This is a genomic window from Sorangiineae bacterium MSr11367, from assembly GCA_037157805.1.
Classification (GTDB): domain Bacteria; phylum Myxococcota_A; class Polyangia; order Polyangiales; family Polyangiaceae; genus Pendulispora; species Pendulispora rubella.
Map to the genome: position 1 here is coordinate 2,309,953 of CP089983.1, position 21,324 is coordinate 2,331,276.

General features: G+C 66.0%; 13 protein-coding genes. 10 read left to right on the forward strand and 3 right to left on the reverse strand.

Annotation, left to right across the window (positions count from 1 at the left end):
* Positions 1-8: 8 nt before the first annotated feature.
* A complete protein-coding gene (ppdK, locus tag LVJ94_09115) occupies positions 9-2,750 on the reverse strand; it encodes a pyruvate, phosphate dikinase (GenBank protein ID WXB07395.1) in 2,742 nt (913 codons plus the stop codon).
* A gap of 61 nt (positions 2,751-2,811) precedes the next feature.
* Entirely contained in the window at positions 2,812-4,953 is a 2,142-nt protein-coding gene (gene glyS, locus LVJ94_09120) for a glycine--tRNA ligase subunit beta (protein WXB07396.1), read from the reverse strand.
* A 35-nt stretch (positions 4,954-4,988) separates the two neighbouring features.
* On the opposite strand from glyS, the gene ruvB reads away from it, so the two are divergent.
* The 10 genes from ruvB to trxB all read left to right on the forward strand — a co-directional run bounded on the left by ruvB (position 4,989) and on the right by trxB (position 19,367).
* A complete protein-coding gene (ruvB, locus tag LVJ94_09125) occupies positions 4,989-6,074 on the forward strand; it encodes a Holliday junction branch migration DNA helicase RuvB (protein ID WXB07397.1) in 1,086 nt (361 codons plus the stop codon).
* Between the two features lie 82 nt (positions 6,075-6,156).
* Positions 6,157-8,154: a PAS domain S-box protein gene (locus LVJ94_09130; GenBank protein ID WXB07398.1), complete on the forward strand. Its 1,998-nt coding sequence runs from the start codon at positions 6,157-6,159 to the stop codon at positions 8,152-8,154.
* Positions 8,154-9,542, forward strand: a complete 1,389-nt coding sequence (locus LVJ94_09135; protein ID WXB07399.1) for an ATP-binding protein — start codon at positions 8,154-8,156, stop codon at positions 9,540-9,542. Before LVJ94_09130 ends, LVJ94_09135 begins: the two co-directional genes overlap by 1 nt.
* Before the next feature lie 195 nt (positions 9,543-9,737).
* Entirely contained in the window at positions 9,738-11,261 is a 1,524-nt protein-coding gene (locus LVJ94_09140) for a protein kinase (GenBank protein WXB07400.1), read from the forward strand.
* Positions 11,262-11,266: 5 nt separating this feature from the next.
* Complete coding sequence (locus LVJ94_09145; GenBank protein WXB10847.1) at positions 11,267-12,775, forward strand: hypothetical protein; 1,509 nt, start codon at positions 11,267-11,269, stop codon at positions 12,773-12,775.
* Positions 12,776-12,778: 3 nt separating this feature from the next.
* Positions 12,779-13,744, forward strand: coding sequence for a hypothetical protein (locus LVJ94_09150; protein WXB07401.1), 966 nt, complete (start codon positions 12,779-12,781; stop codon positions 13,742-13,744).
* Between the two features lie 107 nt (positions 13,745-13,851).
* On the forward strand, positions 13,852-14,556 hold the full coding sequence (locus tag LVJ94_09155; GenBank protein WXB07402.1) for a hypothetical protein: 705 nt from the start codon (positions 13,852-13,854) through the stop codon (positions 14,554-14,556).
* Between the two features lies 1 nt (position 14,557).
* Positions 14,558-16,762 carry a hypothetical protein gene (locus LVJ94_09160; protein WXB07403.1) on the forward strand — a complete coding sequence of 735 codons (2,205 nt, stop codon included), beginning with the start codon at positions 14,558-14,560 and terminating at the stop codon, positions 16,760-16,762.
* 9 nt (positions 16,763-16,771) lie between these two features.
* Positions 16,772-18,397, forward strand: coding sequence for an outer membrane protein transport protein (locus LVJ94_09165; GenBank protein WXB07404.1), 1,626 nt, complete (start codon positions 16,772-16,774; stop codon positions 18,395-18,397).
* A 7-nt stretch (positions 18,398-18,404) separates the two neighbouring features.
* Entirely contained in the window at positions 18,405-19,367 is a 963-nt protein-coding gene (gene trxB / locus LVJ94_09170; GenBank protein WXB07405.1) for a thioredoxin-disulfide reductase, read from the forward strand.
* A gap of 1 nt (position 19,368) precedes the next feature.
* Here trxB and LVJ94_09175 read toward each other — a convergent pair whose 3' ends face one another.
* The gene (locus tag LVJ94_09175) at positions 19,369-21,249 is read right to left on the reverse strand and encodes a right-handed parallel beta-helix repeat-containing protein (GenBank protein ID WXB07406.1); all 1,881 of its coding nucleotides are present in this window, start codon (positions 21,247-21,249) and stop codon (positions 19,369-19,371) included.
* Positions 21,250-21,324: the final 75 nt, after the last annotated feature.

Genomic DNA, 21,324 nt, shown 5'->3' on the forward strand with positions numbered 1-21,324 from the left:
ACTATACCCTAGGCGGGCTTCGCGCGCAGGCGCAGGGCCGCCTGCGAAACCGCGAGGCGCGCGATGGGCACGCGGAACGGGGAGCAGCTCACGTAATCGAGTCCCACCGCTTGGAAGAAGTGGCACGACGCGGGATCGCCGCCATGTTCGCCGCAGATGCCCAATTTGATATCGGGCCGCGTCTTGCGTCCGCGTTCGACGGCGAGCTTCACCAGTGCTCCGACGCCCTCGGTGTCGATGGACACGAAGGGATCCTTCGGCAGAAGGCCCGACTCCACGTACGCAGGCAGGAACTTCCCTGCATCGTCACGCGAAAGGCCCATGGCCGATTGGGTCAAATCGTTCGTCCCGAAGGAGAAGAACTCCGCCACCTTTGCCAATTCGTCCGCGACGATGGCCGCGCGCGGAAGCTCGACCATGGTGCCGAAGGAGAAGGGGACGGCAGCTTTCCCGTTTGCCCCCGCGAAGACCTCCGCCGCCACCTTGTCGACGATGACGCGCATCCGATCGAGTTCGCCCGCCGTGATGGCCAGCGGAATCATGATCTCCGGATACACCTCGGTCCCCTCGGAAGCGACCTGCGCCGCCGCCTCGAGGATGGCGCGCACCTGCATCGCGTAAATCTCGGGGTAGGTGACCGCGAGCCGGCAACCACGGTGCCCGAGCATCGGGTTGAACTCGTGCAGGTCCTTCGTGCGCTCCTGCAGCCGCTCCACCGACACACCCATCGTGCGCGACAGTTGCTGCAGCTGCTTCGGATCGTTCGGCAAGAACTCGTGCAGCGGCGGGTCGAGCAGGCGGATCGTCACCTTGAGCCCGCGCATCTCCTGGAAGATGCCCACGAAGTCCGCCCGCTGGAACGGAATCAGCTTCGCCAGCGCGCGCTCGCGCGATTGCACGTCGTCGGAAAGGATCATCTCGCGCATGGCGCTGATGCGTTCCTCGTCGAAGAACATGTGCTCCGTGCGGCAAAGGCCGATGCCCTCGGCGCCGAACGAACGCGCCGTGCGCGCATCGAGCGGCGTGTCGGCGTTGGCGCGCACCTTCATGGTGCGAACCTTGTCCGCCCAGGCCATGAGCTCCCCGAATTCGCCCGCGAGCGCGGCCGGAATCGTGGGCACCTCGCCCGCGTAAATCGTGCCCGACGAGCCGTCGATGGTCACGATGTCGCCCTTCTTCAGGGTCACCACCTCGGCCTGGCGGCCTGCGTCGTCGTAGACGCTGATGGTCATCTTCTCTTCCGCGTAGTTGATGCTCGCGGCCGAGCACCCGGCGATGCAGGCCTTGCCCATGCCGCGCGCGATGACCGCCGCGTGGCTCGTCATGCCGCCGCGCGACGTGATGATGCCGCGCGCCGCCTTCATGCCGTGGATGTCCTCCGGCGACGTCTCGATGCGCACCAAGATGACCGGCTTGCCCTGGCTCGCGCGCTTCTCCGCCTCGTCGGCGCTGAAGACGATGTGGCCCACGGCCGCACCGGGGCTCGCCGCGAGGCCGCGTGCGAGGAACTTCTTCGGCGCCTTGGGATCCAACGTCGGGTGCAGCAGCTGATCGAGCGAGCTCGCATCCACGCGGAGGATCGCTTCCTCTTCCGTGATGAGCTTCTCCTTGCACTGCTCCACGGCAATGCGCACCGCCGCGCGGCTCGTGCGCTTTCCCGAGCGGCACTGCAGCATGTACAGCTTGCCCGATTGGATCGTGAACTCGAGGTCCTGCATGTCGCGGAAATGAGCCTCGAGCGTGTCGCAAATCTTGGTCAGCGCGCGGTACGCGTCGGGCATCTTCAGCTCGAGCGAATCCGGCGAGCCGTCGATGGGGAATGGCGTGCGAATGCCTGCGACGACGTCCTCACCCTGGGCCTTGGGCAGCCACTCGCCGAACAGCTTCTTCTCGCCGGTCGACGGGTTGCGCGTGAAGGCCACGCCGGTGGCGCTGGTGTCGCCCAGATTGCCGAACACCATTGCTTGCACATTGCATGCAGTTCCCCACGAATCGGGGATGTCGTGCATGCGGCGGTAGACGATGGCCCGGTGCGTGTTCCACGACTTGAACACCGCGCGGATGGCCCCGCGCAGCTGCTCCAGCGGGTCGCTGGGGAAGTCCTTGCCCGAGGCGCTCTTCACGATGGCCTTGAACTCGACGACGAGGGCCTTCAAATCCTCGGCAGACAGCTCCGAGTCGGGCACCTTCTTCTTGAGCTCTTCCGCGTTGATGCGCGTGACATCATGGCCCTTGGCCTGCGCCGTCTTCACGCGCAGTTTGTCGAGCGCCGTGTTGAACGGCTCGCGCGCGATCTCCAGCGCGACGTCGGAGTACATCGCGATGAAGCGGCGGTAGGCGTCGTACGCGAAGCGCGCATCGCCCGTCTTTTTCGCCAGGCCCTCGGCACACGCGTCGTTCAGGCCGAGGTTCAGAATCGTGTCCATCATGCCGGGCATCGACGCGCGCGCGCCCGAGCGCACACTGACCAGCAGCGGATTCTCCGGATCGCCGAACGTCATCCCGGTGGAGGCTTCCACCTTCTTCAGCGCTTCCGCGATCTCCGCATCGACGCCTTCGGGCAGCCCCGGCTCCTTCGGATTGGCGAAGTAAGCCGTGCACACTTCCGTGGAGATGGTCAAACCGGGCGGGACAGGAAGCCCCAATCCCGTCATCTCGGCCAGGCCGGCACCTTTGCCACCCAGGAGATCGCGCCGCTTGCTGTCTCCTTCGGCCTTCCCCTCCCCAAAGAAGAAAACCCTTTTGGTCATGATGCTATCTCCTCGGCAAACCTACCGTTCGAAGTTGTAACGCAACGCATCCAATACCCCATCACCCTAGTTTCGAGAAGTCGCCGATGCGCAGCATGCTCTTGGCCCCATACGAGAGAAGCTCGAGACGCTTGGGCGTGTTCGCGTCGTTGGGGTCGTTCACCAGTGTCGAAACGAAGATCTCGTCGATGCGTTTCGCGAGCTCCTCGGCCTGGTGCAAGGCGCTGGAAACGGCGCGCTCATGGTCCAAGCTCGCCGTCACCGACTCGATCGCGCGCACGACATCGTGGATGGTCGCGTCCTTGTCGGACGAGAGGAAGACGTCCTTCGGATGCAGGACGGGCTTCGCGTCTTTGCTGATTCCATTGAGGCGTTTCGCCACGGTGCGTGCTTTTTCGAGCCAGGGTGCTCCCGAGCTCACGACCGCCTGCAATGCGCGGGCCTTCGCCATCGCGAAGAACGGATAGCTCTCGATGGGCGCCTCGCCGCCCGACACGAAGGCGTACCCCGCAAGGACGGCGTCGGCCACCTGCGAGCTGGTGCGCGTGGCCATCAAGTTGCGCAGGCGATCGCGCGCGAACTCACTGACCTTGGTGACCGTTTCGTCGCGCCCCAGGTCCAGCTTCTTGTCGGCGAACAGCTCGTAGGCAAGCCCCACGAGCTCGCCCACGTGCAGGGCGCCGTAGGCCGGGTTCTCCTCCGCCGACTCGATCAAGATGCGCAGCAGCGCGATCGTCGCCCGGCGCAGGGCATACGGGTCGGCCGTGCCCGTAGGCGAGAGGCCGATGGCGAAACACCCGACCAACGTGTCCAGGCGATCCGCCAAGGCGACCGCGCGGGCCACGTCGGCGGGGGGAATGCCATCGTCGGCGCCCACGGGGCGATAATGATCGCGGATCGCGTCCGCCACGGCGGCGTCCTCGCCCGAATGGAGCGCGTAGACGCGGCCCATGTGGCCTTGCAGCTCGGGAAACTCGCCGACCATCAGCGTGACGAGATCGTTCTTCGCGAGGTGCGCCGCGCGCGGCACCTTGGCTAGCGCGTCGGCCGGCAGCCCGAGGCGCTCGGCGATGCGCGCGGCGAGCTTTTCGATGCGCGCCACCTTGTCGCGCACCGTGCCGAGCTTGTTGACGAACACGATGCCCGAGAGCTTCTCGACGCGGGCCTCGACGTTGACCTTTTTGTCCTCCTCGAAGAAGAACCGCGCGTCCGACAACCGGGCGCGCATGACCGAGTCATTGCCCCGCGCGATTTTGTCCGGCCGATTCGCCGTGTTCACCACGGTGAGGTAGTGCGGCAAAAGCTCGTCCGGGCTCTTTTCCACGCAGAAGTACTTCTGGTGCCCGCGCGCCGCCGCGCGAATGACCGCCGCCGGAAGCGCGAGAAACGCCGGCGAGAAGCTTCCCACCACGGTGTGGGGCTCCTCGACCAGCGACGCGTTCTCCGCTACCAGCGATGGATCGGGATCGTACGCGCCGCCCAGTTCCTTCGCCGCGCGGGCCACGCCCTCCATCATGGTGCGCGCACGCTCGTCGCGATCGACCAGCACGTGCGCGCCGCGCAACGTCTCGACGTAGCCGTCGGCATTGGCGATGTTCAGCGTGCCCGGCGCCAAGAAGCGGTGCCCGAAGGTCTTTCGGTCGCTCTTCACGCCCGCGAACGTCGCATCGATGACCGTGTCGCCCAAGAGCAGCACCAGCCATTGCACGGGACGCCCGAACGTCGCATCGCCCGAACCCCACCGCATCGATTTGCGGAAGGGAATGGCCCCGCAGATCTCGGCGAACGCGTCGCCCAAAAGCGCCGTGGCTTCGCGTCCTTGCTCCTGGCGCCGCGCCACCACGTAGCGCCCGGGCTTTTGCTTCGGGCCCGCGGCCTTTTCCACCACCGTGAGCTCCGAGGCGGGCACGCCCACCTTGGCGGCAAAGGCCTCCGCGGCGCGGGTAGGCTTTCCATCCTTGAACGCGGCGGTTTCCGGCGGGCCGATGACCTCCTCGTCGAGGCTCGTTTGCGCCGGCGCCAGTTCGTGCACCAGCACGGCGAGCCGTCGCGGGGTGCCCAGCGCATAGACATTGCCATGCGAAAGGCGAAGGCTCGCGAGCTTGTCCTTCACCAAGGTGGGAAGCGCGGCGAGCGCAGCATCGACGAAGGACGAGGGAAGTTCCTCGACGCCAATCTCCAGAAGCAGCGTAGGTCGTGTCATCGCAGGATGGGCAAGATATGCTATGGCCCCCCACCATGGCGAGCACCAAGTCCCGGTCGAAAACGCCGCCCGAAGCCCCGGTTGATCGCGCTCTCGACGCCGCCGTCCAAGGGGACGACGTTCGTTTCGACCGCACCTTGCGACCGCAGCGGTTCGACGATTACATCGGGCAGAGCAAGCACAAGGAGAACCTTCGCGTCTTCGTCGAGGCGGCGCGCCAGCGCGGCGAACCGCTCGACCATCTCTTGCTTTGCGGTCCGCCCGGCCTTGGTAAGACCACCCTGGCGCAGATCCTCGCGCACGAAATGGGGGTCGAGCTCCACATGACCAACGGCCCGGTGGTGGAGCACAAGGGATCGCTCGCGGGGTTGCTCACCAAGCTGCAGCCGCGCGACATTCTGTTCATCGACGAGATCCACCGGCTCAATCCCGTCGTCGAAGAAAGCCTCTACCCGGCCATGGAGGACTTTCGCATCGACGTCATGACGGGGGAGGGGGCCTTCTCCTCCTCGCTGCAGATCCCCGTCAGCCCGTTTACGTTGGTGGGCGCCACCACGCGCACCGGCCTTTTGACCGCGCCACTCTTTTCACGATTCGGTCACGTTCTGCGCCTCGATTTTTACCCGCCGGAAGATCTTGCCCGCATCGTGATGCGCAGCGCCGGCCTGCTCGAGGTGACCATCGATCCGCGCGCCGCCGACGAGATTGCACTGCGCTCGCGCGGCACGCCGCGCATTGCCAATCGCCTTTTGCGCCGCGTTCGCGACTTTGCCCAAGTCCTCGGCACGGGAAAAATCGACATTCCCATCGTGCGCGACGCGTGCGCCCGGTTGGAAGTCGACAGCGCCGGTTTCGACGAAATGGACCGGCGTTTACTGCGGGTCATCATCGAAGACTACGAGGGCGGTCCGGTGGGGGTGGAGACATTGGCCGCCGCATTGGGCGAGCCCCGGGACACGATCGAGGACGTTTACGAGCCGTATTTGCTGCAGCAAGGCTATTTGGGGAGGACGCCCCGGGGCCGCGTGGCCACGAAAAAGGCGTTCGCGCACCTGGGGATAGCGCTCACTGGAGAAACCGGGTCCCCGGTGTCACTGCCGACCCAGAAAAAGCTTTTCTAATAACTGGCGGTCCCGAGCGACCCCGCGTAAAATCCATGGGACGGTGAGCAGTCGCCCGGTCCTCGTCGTTGATGACGATACAGTGAGCCGACACGTTCTGTGTCAAGCCCTCACTCAGGCCGAGTTGCGCCATGTGGCCGTGGGCTCCGGCAGCGAAGCGCTGCAGAAGATCCGCGAGGTCGACCCGTGCATCGTGGTGCTCGACTTGGTCATGCCTCCGCCGGATGGCTATGAAATCCTTGGCCATTTGCGGGCACAGCCCGAAACACGCGACCTGCCGGTCGTCGTTCTGACGGCACTCGACGCCGACAACGAGATCGCCCGCGCCTTCGAGGCCGGCGCCGATGACTTCGTGCGCAAGCCGTTCAAACCGGTCGAGCTCGTTGCCCGCATCCGGGGCCAGCTGCGCCTGCGCGCGGTCATGGAGGAGCTGGCGCGCAAAGAAAAAGACGCCCAGGTCGTTCTCGAGCTCACCCAGGCCCTCGCCTCCAACCTCGACTTCCGCGGCATCCTCTTCACCGTCGTCCAGCGCATCGCAGAGGTGGCCAAGGTCGACCGCGTGTCCATCGTTCTGGTCAGCGAGCAGGCGGATCTCGGCTACGTCGTCGCCGCCTCGGACAATGCCGAGCTGCGCGATCTGCCCATCGATCTCTCGAAGTACCCGGAGATTCGCCAGGTTCTCGACACCGGCGAGCCTCTGGTCATCACCGACGCCGAGACACACCCTCTGCTCGAAATCGTGCGCCATGGTGCGCGCGCACATGCCGGGGCGCGCGCATTCGCATCCATTGCCATTCTGCCCATTCTTTACGAGGGGCGCCCCATGGGCGTGCTCTTCGTGCGCTCCAAGAGCACCTTCGCCTTCGGCGAGCACGAGCTCGCGCTCTGCAAAACCGTGTCCAACGCCATGGCCATCGCCCTGCGCAACGCGCGCGTGCTGCAGTCGCTGCGCGATCAGACGCAAAAGGTGAACGTGGCGCGCTTCGAGGCCGAGCGTCGTCTGCGTTCGCTGCAGCGCTACGCGGACTTCTTCGAGAGCTCCGCCGACGGCATCGTGGTCATCGACAGCGAAGGCCGTCTGCTCTTTTCCAATCCGAAGGCGCGCGAAATCACGGGCTACTCCGAGACGGATTTCCGCGGGCGGCGTCTCGGCGACATGTTCGACGAAACGGACATCGCCAAGGCGCGCGAGCTGCGCGACGGTTTTGCCCAGGGCCATTTCCCGCGCGGCGTCGACGTGCGCATCCGCAACAAGGAAGGCCAGCAGGCCACCTTGAGCATCAACTTCAACTCCGTGCTTCGCGAAGAGGGCGTCGTGCTCTGTAGCTTCCGCGACGTGACGCACGAGCGCACCGTCGAAGCCGATTTGGTGAAGACGCGCGACTTCCTCCGCCGCATCATCGACACCTCGGGCGATGCGATCATCAGCGCGGACATGCAGGGCCGCGTCCTCGTCTTCAACAACGCCGCCGAGCGCATTTATGGACGCCCCACGCGCGAAGTCATCGGTTCCGACGTGCGCGAGCTCTACCCACCGGGTGTCGCGCGCAACATCATGCGGATGATCCGCGAGGGTGGCGGCCGCATCGAGGGCGTTCGCACGGAAGTCCTCGATCGGGAGAAAAACCGCGTCCCCGTGGCGCTATCGGCGGCGTTTCTCTACGAACAGGAGACGCTGGTCGGTTCGGTGGGTATCTTCACCGACTTGCGTGAGAAGGTTCGCATGGAGCAACGTCTCGCCCAGGCGCAAGAGCAATTGCTTGCGCAGGAGCGGCAGGCCATCGTGGCCGAGCTTGCTGGTGCGGCCGCGCACGAACTCAATCAGCCGCTAACCAGTGTGATGGCGTATGCGGAACTGATCAAACGTCGCCTCGACGCCGAGTCTCCCGTGTTTGCCGCGGTCGATGTCATTTTCAACGAGGCCGAGCGAATGGCCGAAATCGTCCGAAAAATCGGGAAGATCACCCGGTACGAAACGAAGGCGTACGTTGGCCAAGCCAAGATTTTGGATCTGGACAAGGCGAGCGACGAGGGGGAAGACAACAGCGTAGCCGCGGCACTCGGGAAGGCGGGCGATTGATGGCGCAGAAAAAACCGGGCGATCCCGTTTCGGCGCCGCCGCTTTCGGACGTTCAGCAGCGAAGCAGCGACGTGGTCTTCACGGATCGTGAGGAGGTTTCGACATCGAGCCGGATGCGCGGGGCGGGGCCCGAGTCCGGGCTCTCGCGGCAGCTCGATGTCGGTCTGGATCCGCAGGATTCGCGCCTGCGTGGTTTCGTCGATCGCGAGGCGGCGTTCGACCTGCTGATTCAGCTAGCGTGCGACCTGCCCGTGGCCGACGGCGACGAGGCGGTGGTGCGGGCCATGGTGAACGGCCTGGCCGAGATCCTGCCGATGTGCGGCGTGGGGGTGTGCTTCGTCGAGAACCCCGTGATGGTGAAGGTGCTCGGCGCCGCCATGCAGGCCCGCGACATGCGCCAGCGGATCATTTTGCATCATGGCCCGGGCGAGCATGCGCACGATCGGGTCGATCCGACGCGCTTGTTTCCGGATTATCCGAGTGAGGTCATCGTCGAGATCCCCGGCGACAGCGACGGGGCCACGCTGCATGCGGCATTCCAAGAGGACAATGTCGCCGGCAAAGAGGCCTTGGTCTCGAGCATTCTGCGCCGCGCAGCCATGGTGCTCAAGCGCGGACGGCAGCACGCCGAGGCGCATGCCATCGCGCACGCCGCGCGCCATTCCGTGATGACGCTGAATGCACAAATGGTGCAGGCGGAGAAGCTTGCCTCGCTCGGGCAGATTGCCGCGGGCATGGTGCACGAGCTCAATAATCCGCTGACATCGATTGTCGCATATACCGATTATCTGACGAAGCGGTGGATGGCCAAACGCGAGCACGCGGACCCCGACGAACTCGAGCGGCTGCGCCGCATCGGCGAATCGGCCCACCGTCTTTTGCGCTTCACGCGCGATTTGGTGACCTATGCGCGCCCCGCCGGGGAAATCCCGATCCCCGTGGTGTTGCATGGCGTGATTGACCAAGCCTTGGTCTTTTGCGAGCACCTTTTGGGCGAAACGAGCACGCGCGTCGAACGCCGTTTCGGCGATGGCGTCCTACCCGTGCGTGGATTGCCCGAGCAGCTCACCCAGGTTTTCGTGAATCTGATCACCAATGCCTGCCACGCGATGCCGCGCGGCGGAATCCTCACCATCTCCACCGAGCTAGTCGACGCCGAGCGCTCCGTGCGCGTGGTGGTGGCCGACACGGGCTGCGGCATTTTGCTCGAAGACCAAGCGCGCATCTTCACCCCCTTCTTCACCACGAAGAAAGACGGCAAGGGCACGGGCCTGGGGCTCGCCATCGTGAAGAGCATCGTCGAGACGCACAACGGCAACATCGCCGTGGAGAGCGAACCCGATCGCGGCGCCACCTTCGCATTGGTGTTGCCTGTAGCTACCCGCTGACGCGCTTTCCTCGGAGAGAGTTCACGGGAAGACGGGAAGACGGGAAGGTTTTTGGGTTTCCCATTGGCTCAGGGGACCAATTGGAAACCAAAAAACAGCGTTCCGCGCCGCTTCGCGCCGGAACTCCTTCCCGTCTTCCCGTCTTCCTGTGAATTCCTCTCCTATCCGAGGTGGGTTGGCGGTATCCTTCCGCGCGTGAGTATTGCTGCGGGGACGGTCGTCGCGGGGAAATACCGCGTAGATCGTGTCATCGGGACGGGGGGAATGGGGTTCGTCGTCGCCGCGACCCACCTCCAGCTCGAGCAGAAGGTCGCGCTCAAGTTTTTACGCAATGAGTCGATGGCGAACCCCGAGGTGGTGGAGCGCTTCCTGCGCGAGGCGCGTGCCAGTGTGCGGCTTCGTGGCGAGCATGTGGCGCGCGTGCACGACGTCGGGGTTCACGACGACGGCCGGCCGTTCATGGTCATGGAACACCTCGAGGGAGACGACCTATCGCGCACGCTCAAGGTGCGCGGGCCGCTGTCCGTCGAGGAAACCGTCGACTACATGCTGCAGGTGTGCGAGGCGCTGGCGGAAGCGCATGCCCTGGGCATCGTCCATCGCGATCTCAAGCCGGCGAATCTGTTTTTGACGCGGACACCGGCCGGGCTGCCGCTGGTCAAGGTGCTCGATTTCGGCATTTCCAAGGCGAATCCGTTGGGCGATGCAGGGACGTCGGCCCCGTCGATCACGTCCAGTGCGTCGATGCTCGGGTCGCCGGGATACATGGCCCCGGAACAAATGCGTTCCTCGCGCGACGTCGATGCGCGCAGCGACATTTGGTCGATTGGGATCATTCTATTTCGCCTCGTGTCGGGGCATGTGCCCTTTCACGGCGATACCTTGGGCGATTTGCTCCACAAGGTGATGAGCGAGCCAACGCCGTCGCTGCGCACGCACTGCCCGAATCTGCCTTCGGGGTTCGAGCAGGTCGTGGAAAAGTGCTTGATGAAGCAGCGCATCGACCGGTACGCGAACTTGGCCGAGTTGGCGACGGCGCTGGTGCCCTTCGCGGGGGTCGATTCGGCGAAGCATTCGGCGCGTCGCGTGGCGATGGTGCTGAGTGGCGCGGGGGCGTCACGTCCTTCGTTGCCCTCGGCGGCGACGCCGGCGGCACCTGCGGTGTCGGCGAACCATGTCACCACCAATGGGACCGGCACGACGCGGGCGGCGTGGACGGGCACGGGATCCGACAAGCGGCGGCTGACGAAGCTTTCCGCCGGGATCGCGGTGACGGCGATGGTGGCGACCTTGGGGGCCGCCGGGGCGGTGATTGGCGCGTTCGTGGTGCGAGGGCGGGGGATGTCGGGGCCTGCTGTGGCGGCAGATGTTGCTTTGACAATGACGCCGGCGTCGGCCACTAGTGCGTCGGCGGCAGCGTCTGCGCCCCTCCACGCTTCACCCCCCCACCCCAGCCCCAGCGTTGAAAGTCGGCCGCCGCAAGCGGCGGACCTCCGGCGTCCGGGGGAGGGAGCCGTAACGGCGATGGCGCAGCCGGTAGTACCGGCGTCGTCCCCGACGGTCGCGCCGTCGGCCCCTCCCCCGCAGGGGGAGGCTGGGAGGGGGGGCGCATCGGCCCCGCGCCCCGCACCTTCCGCGAAAGCGAAGCCGAAAGCGAAGGCTTCGGCGTCGGCGATGGAGTCGGTGGTTGCGCCGGACATTCCTTCGACGCGAGAGTAGCGTTCGTGACACGGTCGTCGCTTCTTGTGCTCCTTGCCGCCGTGGGCGGCGCCATCGCTTGCAACGCGATTCTCGGTATCGAAGACGTGGATTTCCGTCCCGGCGCCGATTCGTCGGTGGATTCCGGCGTGGACGCGGCCATCGATCCGAAGTGCGAACCTTCTCCTCGTGACGATGCCTCCGTTCTGCGGGATGGGTGCGGTGTCTTCGCGGCGCCCTCGGGCCTCAACGACGCTGCCGGCACGCGTGACGCGCCGGTGAAGAGCGTCGCCCGCGCCATCGAGCTCGCCCTCGCGAAACGACTTCCGCACGTGTACCTCTGCGCGGCGCCCTACGCCGAGTCGCTGCACATCGATGGTGCCCAGGCGCACTTCAATGTGGGCGTCTATGGTGGCCTCGCCTGCCCGGGAGCCACCAACGCGTGGAGCCTCGCCGAGGCACGCGCCAGCCTGCACCCCGCCACCGGTATGGCGCTGCGCATCGAAAACGCGGGGGCCGGCGTGACCATCGAGGACATCGACTTCAGCGCGGGCGACGCCGCTGCGCCGGGAGAGTCCAGCGTCGCCGGCTATGTGAGCGACGCCGGCTCGGTCCTCTTCCGGCGCGCATCGTTCACGGCGGGCAAGGGCAGGGGCGGTACCGACGCCGACGCGCCACAAAAACCTCAACAAGGTAGTGTCGACGGCATCCCCGGCGACCAAGGCGGTGGCGCCAAGTTGTGCGAGTGCTTGCCCTTCCGCACGAGCAGCCGCGGGGGCGCCGCCGGGACCACCGAGCGTGCGGGCGGCGAAAACGGCTCGCCCGGCGGTGCGCTCGGGGGCCTTCCGGTCATCGATGATGCGGGACGCAACCGCTCACCATGCGGCGAGGATGGTGGCTTGGACGGCGCCCATGATGGCGGTTCCGGCACCTCCGGCAAAAACGGTGCACCGGGAAAGCATGGCGTCGACGCAGGACTGGGCACCATCGCCGCCGACGGCTGGCAACCCATGGCAGGCATCGACGGCACCAACGGCGAGATGGGCCAAGGTGGCGGCGGCGGCCGCGGTGGAAATTGTTCGACCCCGCAAGGTGGCGGCGGCGGTTGCGGAGGCTGCGGCGGTACCGGCGCCCAAGGAGGAAAGGGCGGCGGGGCCAGCATCGCGCTCCTCGTGAAGGCCTCCGGTGTGCGGCTCGTCGATGTCGTCCTCACCGCGAACGACGCCGGCAACGGCGGCCGCGGCGCCGATGGCACCGCTCCGCTTCCCGGTGGAGCGCGCGGTCTACCCGCCGGCGATCAGCCTTGCGCATGCTGGGGAGGAAACGGTGGCAACGGCGGAGCGGGCGGCAGTGGCGGCGGCGGCGCAGGTGGCCTCTCGGTGGGCCTTCTCTACAGTGGAGAGCCGCCGCAGTACGAGCCGGCCACCTTGAAGGTGACCGTCGGCAAACCCGGATCGGGCGGACGCCCCGGGGATGGCGCCGCACCCGGGCGCAGTGGCTTGGCCCAACCCATCCTCGACACGAAGGGCTTCTGACGCATGCGAAGAATCTTTCCTGCGATCCTCGTCGTGGCCCTGGCGTCGCCCGTCACCTCGGTGGCCCGCGCCGCCGATCCTCCTGCATCGTCCGAGAACGCCGCGGTCGCGGAGTCCCTTTTTCAGGACGCCCGTAAGCTCATGGCCGAAAAACGATACGCCGAGGCGTGCCCCAAGTTTGCCGCGAGCCAGCGCCTCGCTCCCGCCGTGGGCACCTTGCTCAACCTGGGCGACTGCTACGAGAAGCTCGGCAAAACAGCGAGTGCTTGGGCTACATACCTCGACGCCGCCTCCGCCGCCCAGCGACTCAACCGCGCCGACCGTGAACGAACCGCGCGCACCCTTGCGGCTGCGGTCGAGTCGAAGCTCTCGCGCCTGACCCTTCGCTTGGACAAGCCCGTGCCGGGCCTCCTGCTCAAGCGCGACGGTGTCGCGGTCGAAGATGCTGCGCTCGGCGCGGCGGTGCCGCTCGATCCGGGCAAGCACCAGCTCGAGGCGACCGCGCCGGGCAAGAAGCCGTGGACCTCGACCGTCGACATTGCGGAAAAGGATCGTCTCGACATCCGCGTTCCCGCCCTCGAGGACGAGCGTGAACACCTCCCCAGCGCGCTCCTGGACGACTCCTCGCTGGAGGACCCGGCGTCCTCCGACCCGGGCAAGACGCGGCGGATCATCGGCATTGGCCTCGTTGGGCTCGGTGTCGTCGGGGTGGGCGCCGGCACCTTCTTCGGATTGAAGGCCAACTCCGCATGGTCCGATTCGCAGGGCTACTGCACCGGCAATCTATGCAACGACGAACGAGGCGTTTCTCTTGCCTCCGACGCCAAGAGCGCCGGTAATATTTCGACGGTGGCGTTCATCACCGGAGCGGTCGCGCTGGCGGCGGGGGCGGTCCTGATTTTGACCGCCCCATCGAAACGAGCATCACCTTCGTCGTCATCGCAAACGGCTCCACGCGGAAGCTTCTGATGCCTTTCAAACCATGTTTACATGGCTACGCGGCGTCTGTACCGTCTCGGGCACGGGCGTTTCGCGGTGGCTCTCGATTGTCTCGGGCTCGTACGCCCTGGAGGTCCATGTCCCGAAAGGGTTCGTTTTCGCTCCTCGTTGCGGCCGTCCTCTCGGCCATGTCCGGCATGGCACTCGCGAGCTCCGTGCGTGGAAAAATCAGTGGCCAGGAGAAACTCCTGCCCGACGTCTACGCCGAGGCGAGCAAGGCCGATTCGCATCGCTTCACGTGGCGCGAGCCTTCGCCGGTCGTGCGCGCGGAGTTTCGCAACCTCACGGCAAATCCGTCGCGCGACGTGTGCATCGCCGCCTTCGCCGCGGGCAACCAACCGCCTCACCCTCCGATTCTCGTCAAGGTCACGGGTGGTCACACCAACCCCACCACGCTGGTCGTCGCACCGGGTACGCGCATCTCGTTCGAGAACCTCGATCCATTTCCACATCGCCTCTTCGTCGTCGGAAATGAAGCGTGGAAGGCCGAGGACATGGCCGCCGGTGGCCGGCGTGAGTGGACGGCGGCCCAAGCTGGACGCGTCGAGTTTCGGGATCAACTTTTTCCCAGCGTCCGCATGTACATCGTGGTCGACCCTCAGGTCGTCGACGTGGCGTTCCCCGCCCGCGACGGTTCCTACGCATTGAACCTCCCCGCGGGTGACTTCGTACTGAAGGCGTTCTTCAACGGCCGGCAAGTCGGGCGCGCCCTCAGCGTCTCGAGCAAGGAAAAGGGAAACCTGGATCTGAAAGAGCCTCTGAACGTGGGCGAGGGTGGCTGAAATGATGCTCCTTTCGCGTTTCTGGTACGTCTTCCTCAGCCTCCTCGTTGCCATTTCGCTGTACGTCTCGTACGTCGCCGTCGGCCAGTACAACCGCCGCAATCAAGTGTCGATGACCGAGGGGCTGGCCTCCGACAGCCAAGTGGTCCGCTGGGCGTTGCAGATCGACGCACGCCGGCGGCTCGATGCTCTGCTCCCCGCCGCCGTCGACAAGGAAGTGCAAGAGGGGCTCGTGGCGGCGGCCACCAAAGATCCCAAAGATCGCGCCATCCCCAAGGCGCGCGAGGATGCGCGCAAGGCGCTCGATTCGTTCAATCAGAAGCTGCCGCCGGATTTGAAGTACGACGCCCTCTTTGCCGTGGATCGCGATGGGCGCGTGCTCGCGCAGGTGGGATTCGATCAAGCCAACGCCTCGCCGGACTTCGAGCTGGGGGGTTACCCCGCCGTCTACGACGCCCTGCACGGCTACCTTCGCGACGATACGTGGGTGCTCGGCGGTCGCCTCTATCGCGTTTCTGCGCGCTCCGTCGAATACGACGTGACGCAGCCGCCCGCAGGCGCCGTGGTGGCGATCCGCTTGGTCGACTCGCGGTTTGCGCAGGACATTTCCACCCTCACGCGCGCCAACATTGCCTTCTATGCCATGGGCGTTCGCGTGGCCTCCGCCGTCCCCGCTGGGGCGGAGAGCTTCGACGGGAAGCTGCTCGATCAGCTCACGGGCGAGTTGACCCAGGTCGAGGCCGACAAGAATTACCGCGAGTCCGGTCGCACGAGCATCCGCATGCTCGACCACGACGACCTCGGGGCCATCTTCGCGCGGTTCGAGGGTGATGCCTGGGAGCAGCGTGCAGGCTTCGTCGTCGCGCGGACACGCGTCGCCATCAGCGGCCCCACGGGCTTCCTCAGTGGCGCGGACGACAAAGACCGCGCGAGCGCGCCGCGCTTCGTGTTGTTCCTCGTCGCGGTCCTCTTCAGCCTCATTGGCGTGGCGTTCTCCTTCCTCGAGCACACCCTGCCGCTCAACGAGATGAAGCGTCAGGCCGAGCGCTTTCGCAAAGGCGAGATCGACCTTTTGCAATTGTCGCGCTTTCGCGGTCTGTACCGCCCCATCGCCACCGACGTGAACGCCGGTGTGGAGCGCATTGCCGAAAAGGGTGGCGCACCGCGCAAGCTGGCCGACGTGGAGAAGATCCTTGGCCCGGTGCCTGCGCAACCGGCCATGAGCGCCTTTGCGTTTCCTGGACCCGAGGGAAGCCAGCCCCCGTCGCAGTCCGGAGCGGTCCCGCACCCCGCCCCGCCCAACGCGGGGGGCTTCGTCCCGCCGCCGTCCGCGGGGGCGCACCGCAATGCGGGGCCGTCGTCTCGGCCCGCGCTTTCTGGAAACACCACAGGGTCGGGCGCCTTCGCGCCGATGGAGCCTCCGTCGCGTCCCGCCTTCGCGGGTCGCCCGCCGCCGCCGTCCGCAGGCATCCCGCCCGGCCCGGGTGCGTATGCGGCCTCCGCGCGTGCGATTCCGCAGTCGTCGCCGCACCCGCAGCCGCAATCGGGCAAAATCTCGGCGGCCCAATCGGGACCCCACGTCGTTCCGTCTTCGCGCCCGCCGGTCCCCGTCGGCCAGCGTCCGCCCCCGCCGCCGCCCGCGCGGTCCTCGCGGCCCAATCTCGCGCCGCCGATCGCCGGTGCCCCCACGCCGCCGCCCGTTCCCACGCGACCGGTGGGTGTCCCGAGTTCGCACGACTCGGGGGCCGGCCGTTTGCCGCCCCCGCCGCCCGGTCAACGCCCGCCCGCCAGAACGGCGCCCCAAGCCGCGCCTGGAGCCCTGCAGCGTCCCCAGACGGGGCCCACGTCCGTGGCGCCCCTTTCACCGGAAACCCGCGCCCTTCTGCAAGAGGCCAAGGAAGACGGCCGCGATCCGGATCGCGTGGTCGACGACGAACCGGCGACGGTGGTCGGAAGCGCCCCGCGCGAGGTCCTCGCCAAGGCCGCGGGCGAAGAAGCCGAGTGGCGCATTGTCTACGAGGACTTCATTCGCACCAAGAAGCAGTGCGGCGAGCCCACAGAGGGGCTCACTTTTGCCAAGTTCCAACATACATTGAAGAAGAACCGGGACGCTCTCATTGCGCGCCACGGTTGCAAACGCGTGCGATTCTCGGTTTACGTGAAAGAAGGGCGCGCCTCGCTGAAGGCGACTCCCGTCAAGGATTGACACTTAGCCATGAAAAAAAAGCTTTCCCTCGGTCTCGCGACCGCGTTGGCCTTCATGGGCCCGAGCATTGCACGCGCTTCGAACGTGCTCGAGTTTCCAGACAATGGATCGGAGCAAATGGCGCGTGGTGGGGCATGGGCAGCCCGGGCGAGCGATCCACTTGCCACGTATTTTAACCCAGCCGGCCTCGCGGGACAGCGCACCGCTTTGACGCTGCAGGCGAACATTTCCTTTCAGCACACCTGTTTCTCGCGGATTAAGGCCGCGAACGACATGACTGACGATTACGTCGCCCCGGGCGGTAGCTACCCGCGCGTGTGCAACGACATCGCGCCGTTCCCCAACCCGCAGCTCGCAGGCGCTTATCGCATCAACGATCGCGTGGGCATCGGTTTCGCGATTTTGGCGCCCAGCGCGGTGGGCTCGGGCAAATGGCCCACCTGGGTCGGCACGCCCGACGAGGGAAAGAACGCGCAGGCCGCGCCGCAGCGTTATTTGCTCATCGAGGGACACGCGTTCCAGATGAATCCGACCATTGGTATTGGCGCGGAAGTCATCGATAACCTGCGGCTTGGAATGGCCTTCACGTGGGGCATCTTCAGCGCAAAGTTGAACAACGCGGCGACGGTCAACAACATCGACGGCGGCCAACCGCGCGACAACGATTTGGCCGCCACCGCCATTGCGAGCGACTACTTCGTTCCCAGCCTAACCTTCGGCGGCATCTACACGATCAACGACCAGTTCGACATTGCCGGCACCTTCAAGTGGACCGACTCCATCAAGGCCCGCGGCAATCTGTACACGCAGGCGGAGTACTTCACGCAGCGCGTCCACGACGGCGACACGAGCCGCATCAAGGACACGGACACGTCGTATTCGGACTGCAACCAGGGTGCCGCCGCCGAGGGGAAATGCGGCGAGGATCTCGCCAGGCTCAAGTTGTCGCAGCCCATGGAGGCCAAGCTCGCCTTCCGCTACCACAAGCCGCGGGCGACCGCGTTGCAGGCGCATCAGCGTGATCCTATCCACACCGACGTGTTCGACGCCGAGGTGGACTTTACCTGGGCCAACAATAGCGCCATCGACTCGATGGAGATCCGCTTCCCCGGCGACGCGTCCGGCAGCGGCATCATCCCGGTGAATGGCACGCCCGGCCGTCTCCCGCCGATTGCGGACATCACGCGCGACTACAAGGACGTGTTCGGTGTCCGCGTCGGTGGCGACTACAACGTCATCCCCGGCCGGTTCGCTCTGCGCGGTGGCATGTTTTTCGAAAGCAACGGGCAGAACATCCAGTATCAGAACATCGACTTCGTCGGCAGTGCACGCTTTGGCCTAGCAACGGGCGCCACCTTGCGCCTCGACATGGGCCGCGGCGAGAAGAAGGACTCCTTGGAGTTCATGCTTGGATTCATGCACGTTTTTTATCAAAAGCAGCAGAACGACGACCCGAACGGGAACGGTATCCACGCGATTTCCGGCACGCCCTGCAATCCGACGGAGAATCCCACGCCTGCCGGCAATTATTGCGGCACCGGGCGTCAGAAGTACCAGACCAATTGGCCTATCAACCTGGGTTCCATCACCAGCGCGCTCAACGTCATCAACGTGGGCGCTGCATACAGATTCTAGAGGTCTCATGAGCGGAGAGAGCGCGCGTAACGTCATCATCATCGGGTCGGGTCCGGCTGGTCACACCGCCGGCATCTACGCAGCGCGCGCCAACCTGCGCCCGCTGCTCTTCGAAGGGGTGGTGAAGGGCGGCATCCCGGGCGGCCAGCTCATGATCACGAACGACGTGGAGAACTACCCCGGCTTTCCCGCGAAGGTCACGGGGCCGGATCTCATGACCGCCTTCCGTGCGCAATCGGAGCACCAGGGGGTCGAGATCCTCTCGGAGGACGTGAACAAGGTCGACTTCTCCCAGCGCCCCTTCCGCATCTGGGCGGGAGACGACGACACGCTGTACACCGCGCAGACCGTGATCATCGCCACGGGCGCTCAGGCCAAGTGGCTCAATCTACCGAGCGAGGACGCCCTGAAGGGCAAAGGCGTCTCGGCGTGCGCGGTGTGCGACGGCGCGTTCTTCCGCAACCAGGACGTCATGGTCATCGGCGGTGGCGACACCGCGATGGAAGAATCGATGTACCTGTCGGGCATCTGCAAGAGCGTCACCCTCGTGCACCGTCGCCGCGAGTTCCGCGCGAGCAAGACGATGCAAGATCGCGTGCTGAAAAACGCGAAGATCCGCGTCATCTACGATTCGGGCATCGACGAGATCCTCGATGTCTCCAAGGGCGAAGTCACCGGCGCGCGCGTGCGCAACCTGCGCACGAACGAAGTGACCGACGTGCCCATCACGGGCTTCTTCGTGGCCATCGGCCACACGCCGAACACGGATCTCTTCAAGGGCCAGCTCGAGCTCCACGACAACGGCTACATCAAGACGAAGCCGGGCACGACCCAGACGAACATCCCCGGCGTCTTCGCCAGCGGCGACGTGCAGGACTTCGTGTATCGCCAAGCGGTGACCGCCGCGGGCACGGGATGCATGGCCGCGCTGGAAGCGGAGCGCTGGCTCGCACAAAACGGCGAGCACTGAGTTAGGGTTTGCAGGCCGAGTCGTCGGCGAGTTCTTCGGCGCCGACGGAGAAGGGGACGCTGCGCGTCGCGCCGAAGGCGTCACCCGATAGCGTCCCGCTGAGATCGTCCCCGCCGCGTGCAATCGCACATGGGGTGTTCGCGGCCAGTTTCCACCCGGTCGCGATCAACTCCGGGTAGCCGCTTTGCGCGTCCGTCCAGGATGCGAAGATGGCGCGCGGGGCGGCGGTAACGAGGGCGTCGCCGCCGACACGGCTGCTCGAGTTGCCCGCGGTGGTCGTGACGAATTGCTCCAAGTTCGAAATACTCGTGAGCGTGTCGCGCCTATTGCACTCGACATTTCCTGTCGAGACGACGCCGTAGGCCAGGTTGTCTCCAAAGTTGGCAAACACGTTGTGGCGAAAGCTCGCCACCGAGCTTCCCGCGGGGCAGGCGAAGAGAAGCAGCCCCACGCCCTGCGCAGATCCTGACCCAATGAGAAGATTGTTCTCGATGCTCACGTTGCTCGATTGCCGGGTGACGCCGAGGGCCTGACTCTCCCCGGACGCCGGCACCGGTGCGCCAAACAGCGTGTTCCCGCGGATGGCGACGCCCGACGATTGCGACACCTCGACGCCGTACACCGTATTCATCGTCCCGGCGCGTCCCCCTGCGTGCACCATGTTGTTCTCGAGGACGGCATCGCCCGAGTCGGCGACGAGTACACCCCAGCTCATCGCGCTCGCCGGCGTGGCGTCGCCGCCGTAAATGCGATTGCCGGCGAGTCGCACCCCGCGCGTGGTGCTCACCGATACGCCGCGCACCGGGCAGGAACCCGCGCACGTCGATGTACCGCCCTCGATGACGTTGCCCGCGAGCTCGATGGCCGCGGCGTCATTGACCAGCACCCCGATGCTTCCCGTTCCCGATGCCCCGAGCACGCGCCCCGCACCGGCGCGGATCTCATTGCCTTTGACTGCGAGCTCGCCGGTGAGGGCGCCCTTGCCCGAGAAGAGCAACCCCGTCGTGGCGACGCCCAAGGTCGTCGTCCCCGTCCCGCCGTCGATGCGGTTGCCATGGATGCGCGGCTGCCCTGCGTCGCTCGCCACCGCGATGCCCACGCTGCCAAAGCTTCCCTGCGCCGTGCCCGAACCGCCGCCGATGGTGCTATCGGCAATTTCCGGGGCCGCACCGGCCTGCAAGTAAATGCCGTAGCTGGCCATCAAGTCGCCCGCGGCCACCGCGCTTCCGCCGGTGATGACGTTGCGCACGAGCACCGGTGCAGCACCCGTCGAGACCAGCAGCGCGCCGCCGCCTTGGGCGCCGCTTCCGCCGCGGATGGTCAACCCTTCCACGGTGACCGAAGGCCCAACCCTGGTCCCGCGGATGCTCAACGTCGCGCCCGAGCCACCGTCGTGCTGCAGCACGGTCTCTCGGCCATCGGCGCGAGCCCACGACGCGCAGTCGTAGCCTCCGCGCAACGACACCGGATGCTCGAGCGACAGCCCGCCCTCCACGTACGTCCCGGCGCACACGCGAATCTCGTGGGTGGTCACCCCAAGGCTGCGGGCAAGCTCGATGGTCGTCGCGATGCTCTGGCGCGGCGCCGCCTGCGAGCACCCGTAGTTGAGATCATTGCCCGCGTTGGAGACGTAAAAAATCCGTTCGGGGCACCCGGCCTCGCACTTGCTGGCCTTGCAGTAATGGTTGGCCCCGCATTCATGGCCGCATTCGCCGCAGTTCCGCACGTCGCTCGTGAGGTCGGCTCCGCACGTGTTCGGCCGATCGTCGGGCCCCTGCTGTCCAGGTGAGGAATTATCGCTCTGGCATCCGCTTGCCCACAAGAGCAGCATGAGCAGCGCCGTCGAAGCAAAACCAGCAAGCGCGGGGAGTCGCGTCCGCATCGTTCCGATCTCCGATGACTCCGATGCGCCGATGGACCAACGAGGGCCGTTTGTCGCACAAAGATGGACCCGTCT

Coding starts and splice junctions, on each gene's coding strand:
- ppdK (WXB07395.1), bottom strand. CDS start 2,750: ATGACCAAAAGGGTTTTCTTCTTTGGGGAGGGGAAGGCCGAAGGAGAC.
- glyS (WXB07396.1), bottom strand. CDS start 4,953: ATGACACGACCTACGCTGCTTCTGGAGATTGGCGTCGAGGAACTTCCC.
- ruvB (WXB07397.1), top strand. CDS start 4,989: ATGGCGAGCACCAAGTCCCGGTCGAAAACGCCGCCCGAAGCCCCGGTT.
- LVJ94_09135 (WXB07399.1), top strand. CDS start 8,154: ATGGCGCAGAAAAAACCGGGCGATCCCGTTTCGGCGCCGCCGCTTTCG.
- LVJ94_09150 (WXB07401.1), top strand. CDS start 12,779: ATGCGAAGAATCTTTCCTGCGATCCTCGTCGTGGCCCTGGCGTCGCCC.
- LVJ94_09155 (WXB07402.1), top strand. CDS start 13,852: ATGTCCCGAAAGGGTTCGTTTTCGCTCCTCGTTGCGGCCGTCCTCTCG.
- LVJ94_09160 (WXB07403.1), top strand. CDS start 14,558: ATGATGCTCCTTTCGCGTTTCTGGTACGTCTTCCTCAGCCTCCTCGTT.
- LVJ94_09165 (WXB07404.1), top strand. CDS start 16,772: ATGAAAAAAAAGCTTTCCCTCGGTCTCGCGACCGCGTTGGCCTTCATG.
- trxB (WXB07405.1), top strand. CDS start 18,405: ATGAGCGGAGAGAGCGCGCGTAACGTCATCATCATCGGGTCGGGTCCG.
- LVJ94_09175 (WXB07406.1), bottom strand. CDS start 21,249: ATGCGGACGCGACTCCCCGCGCTTGCTGGTTTTGCTTCGACGGCGCTG.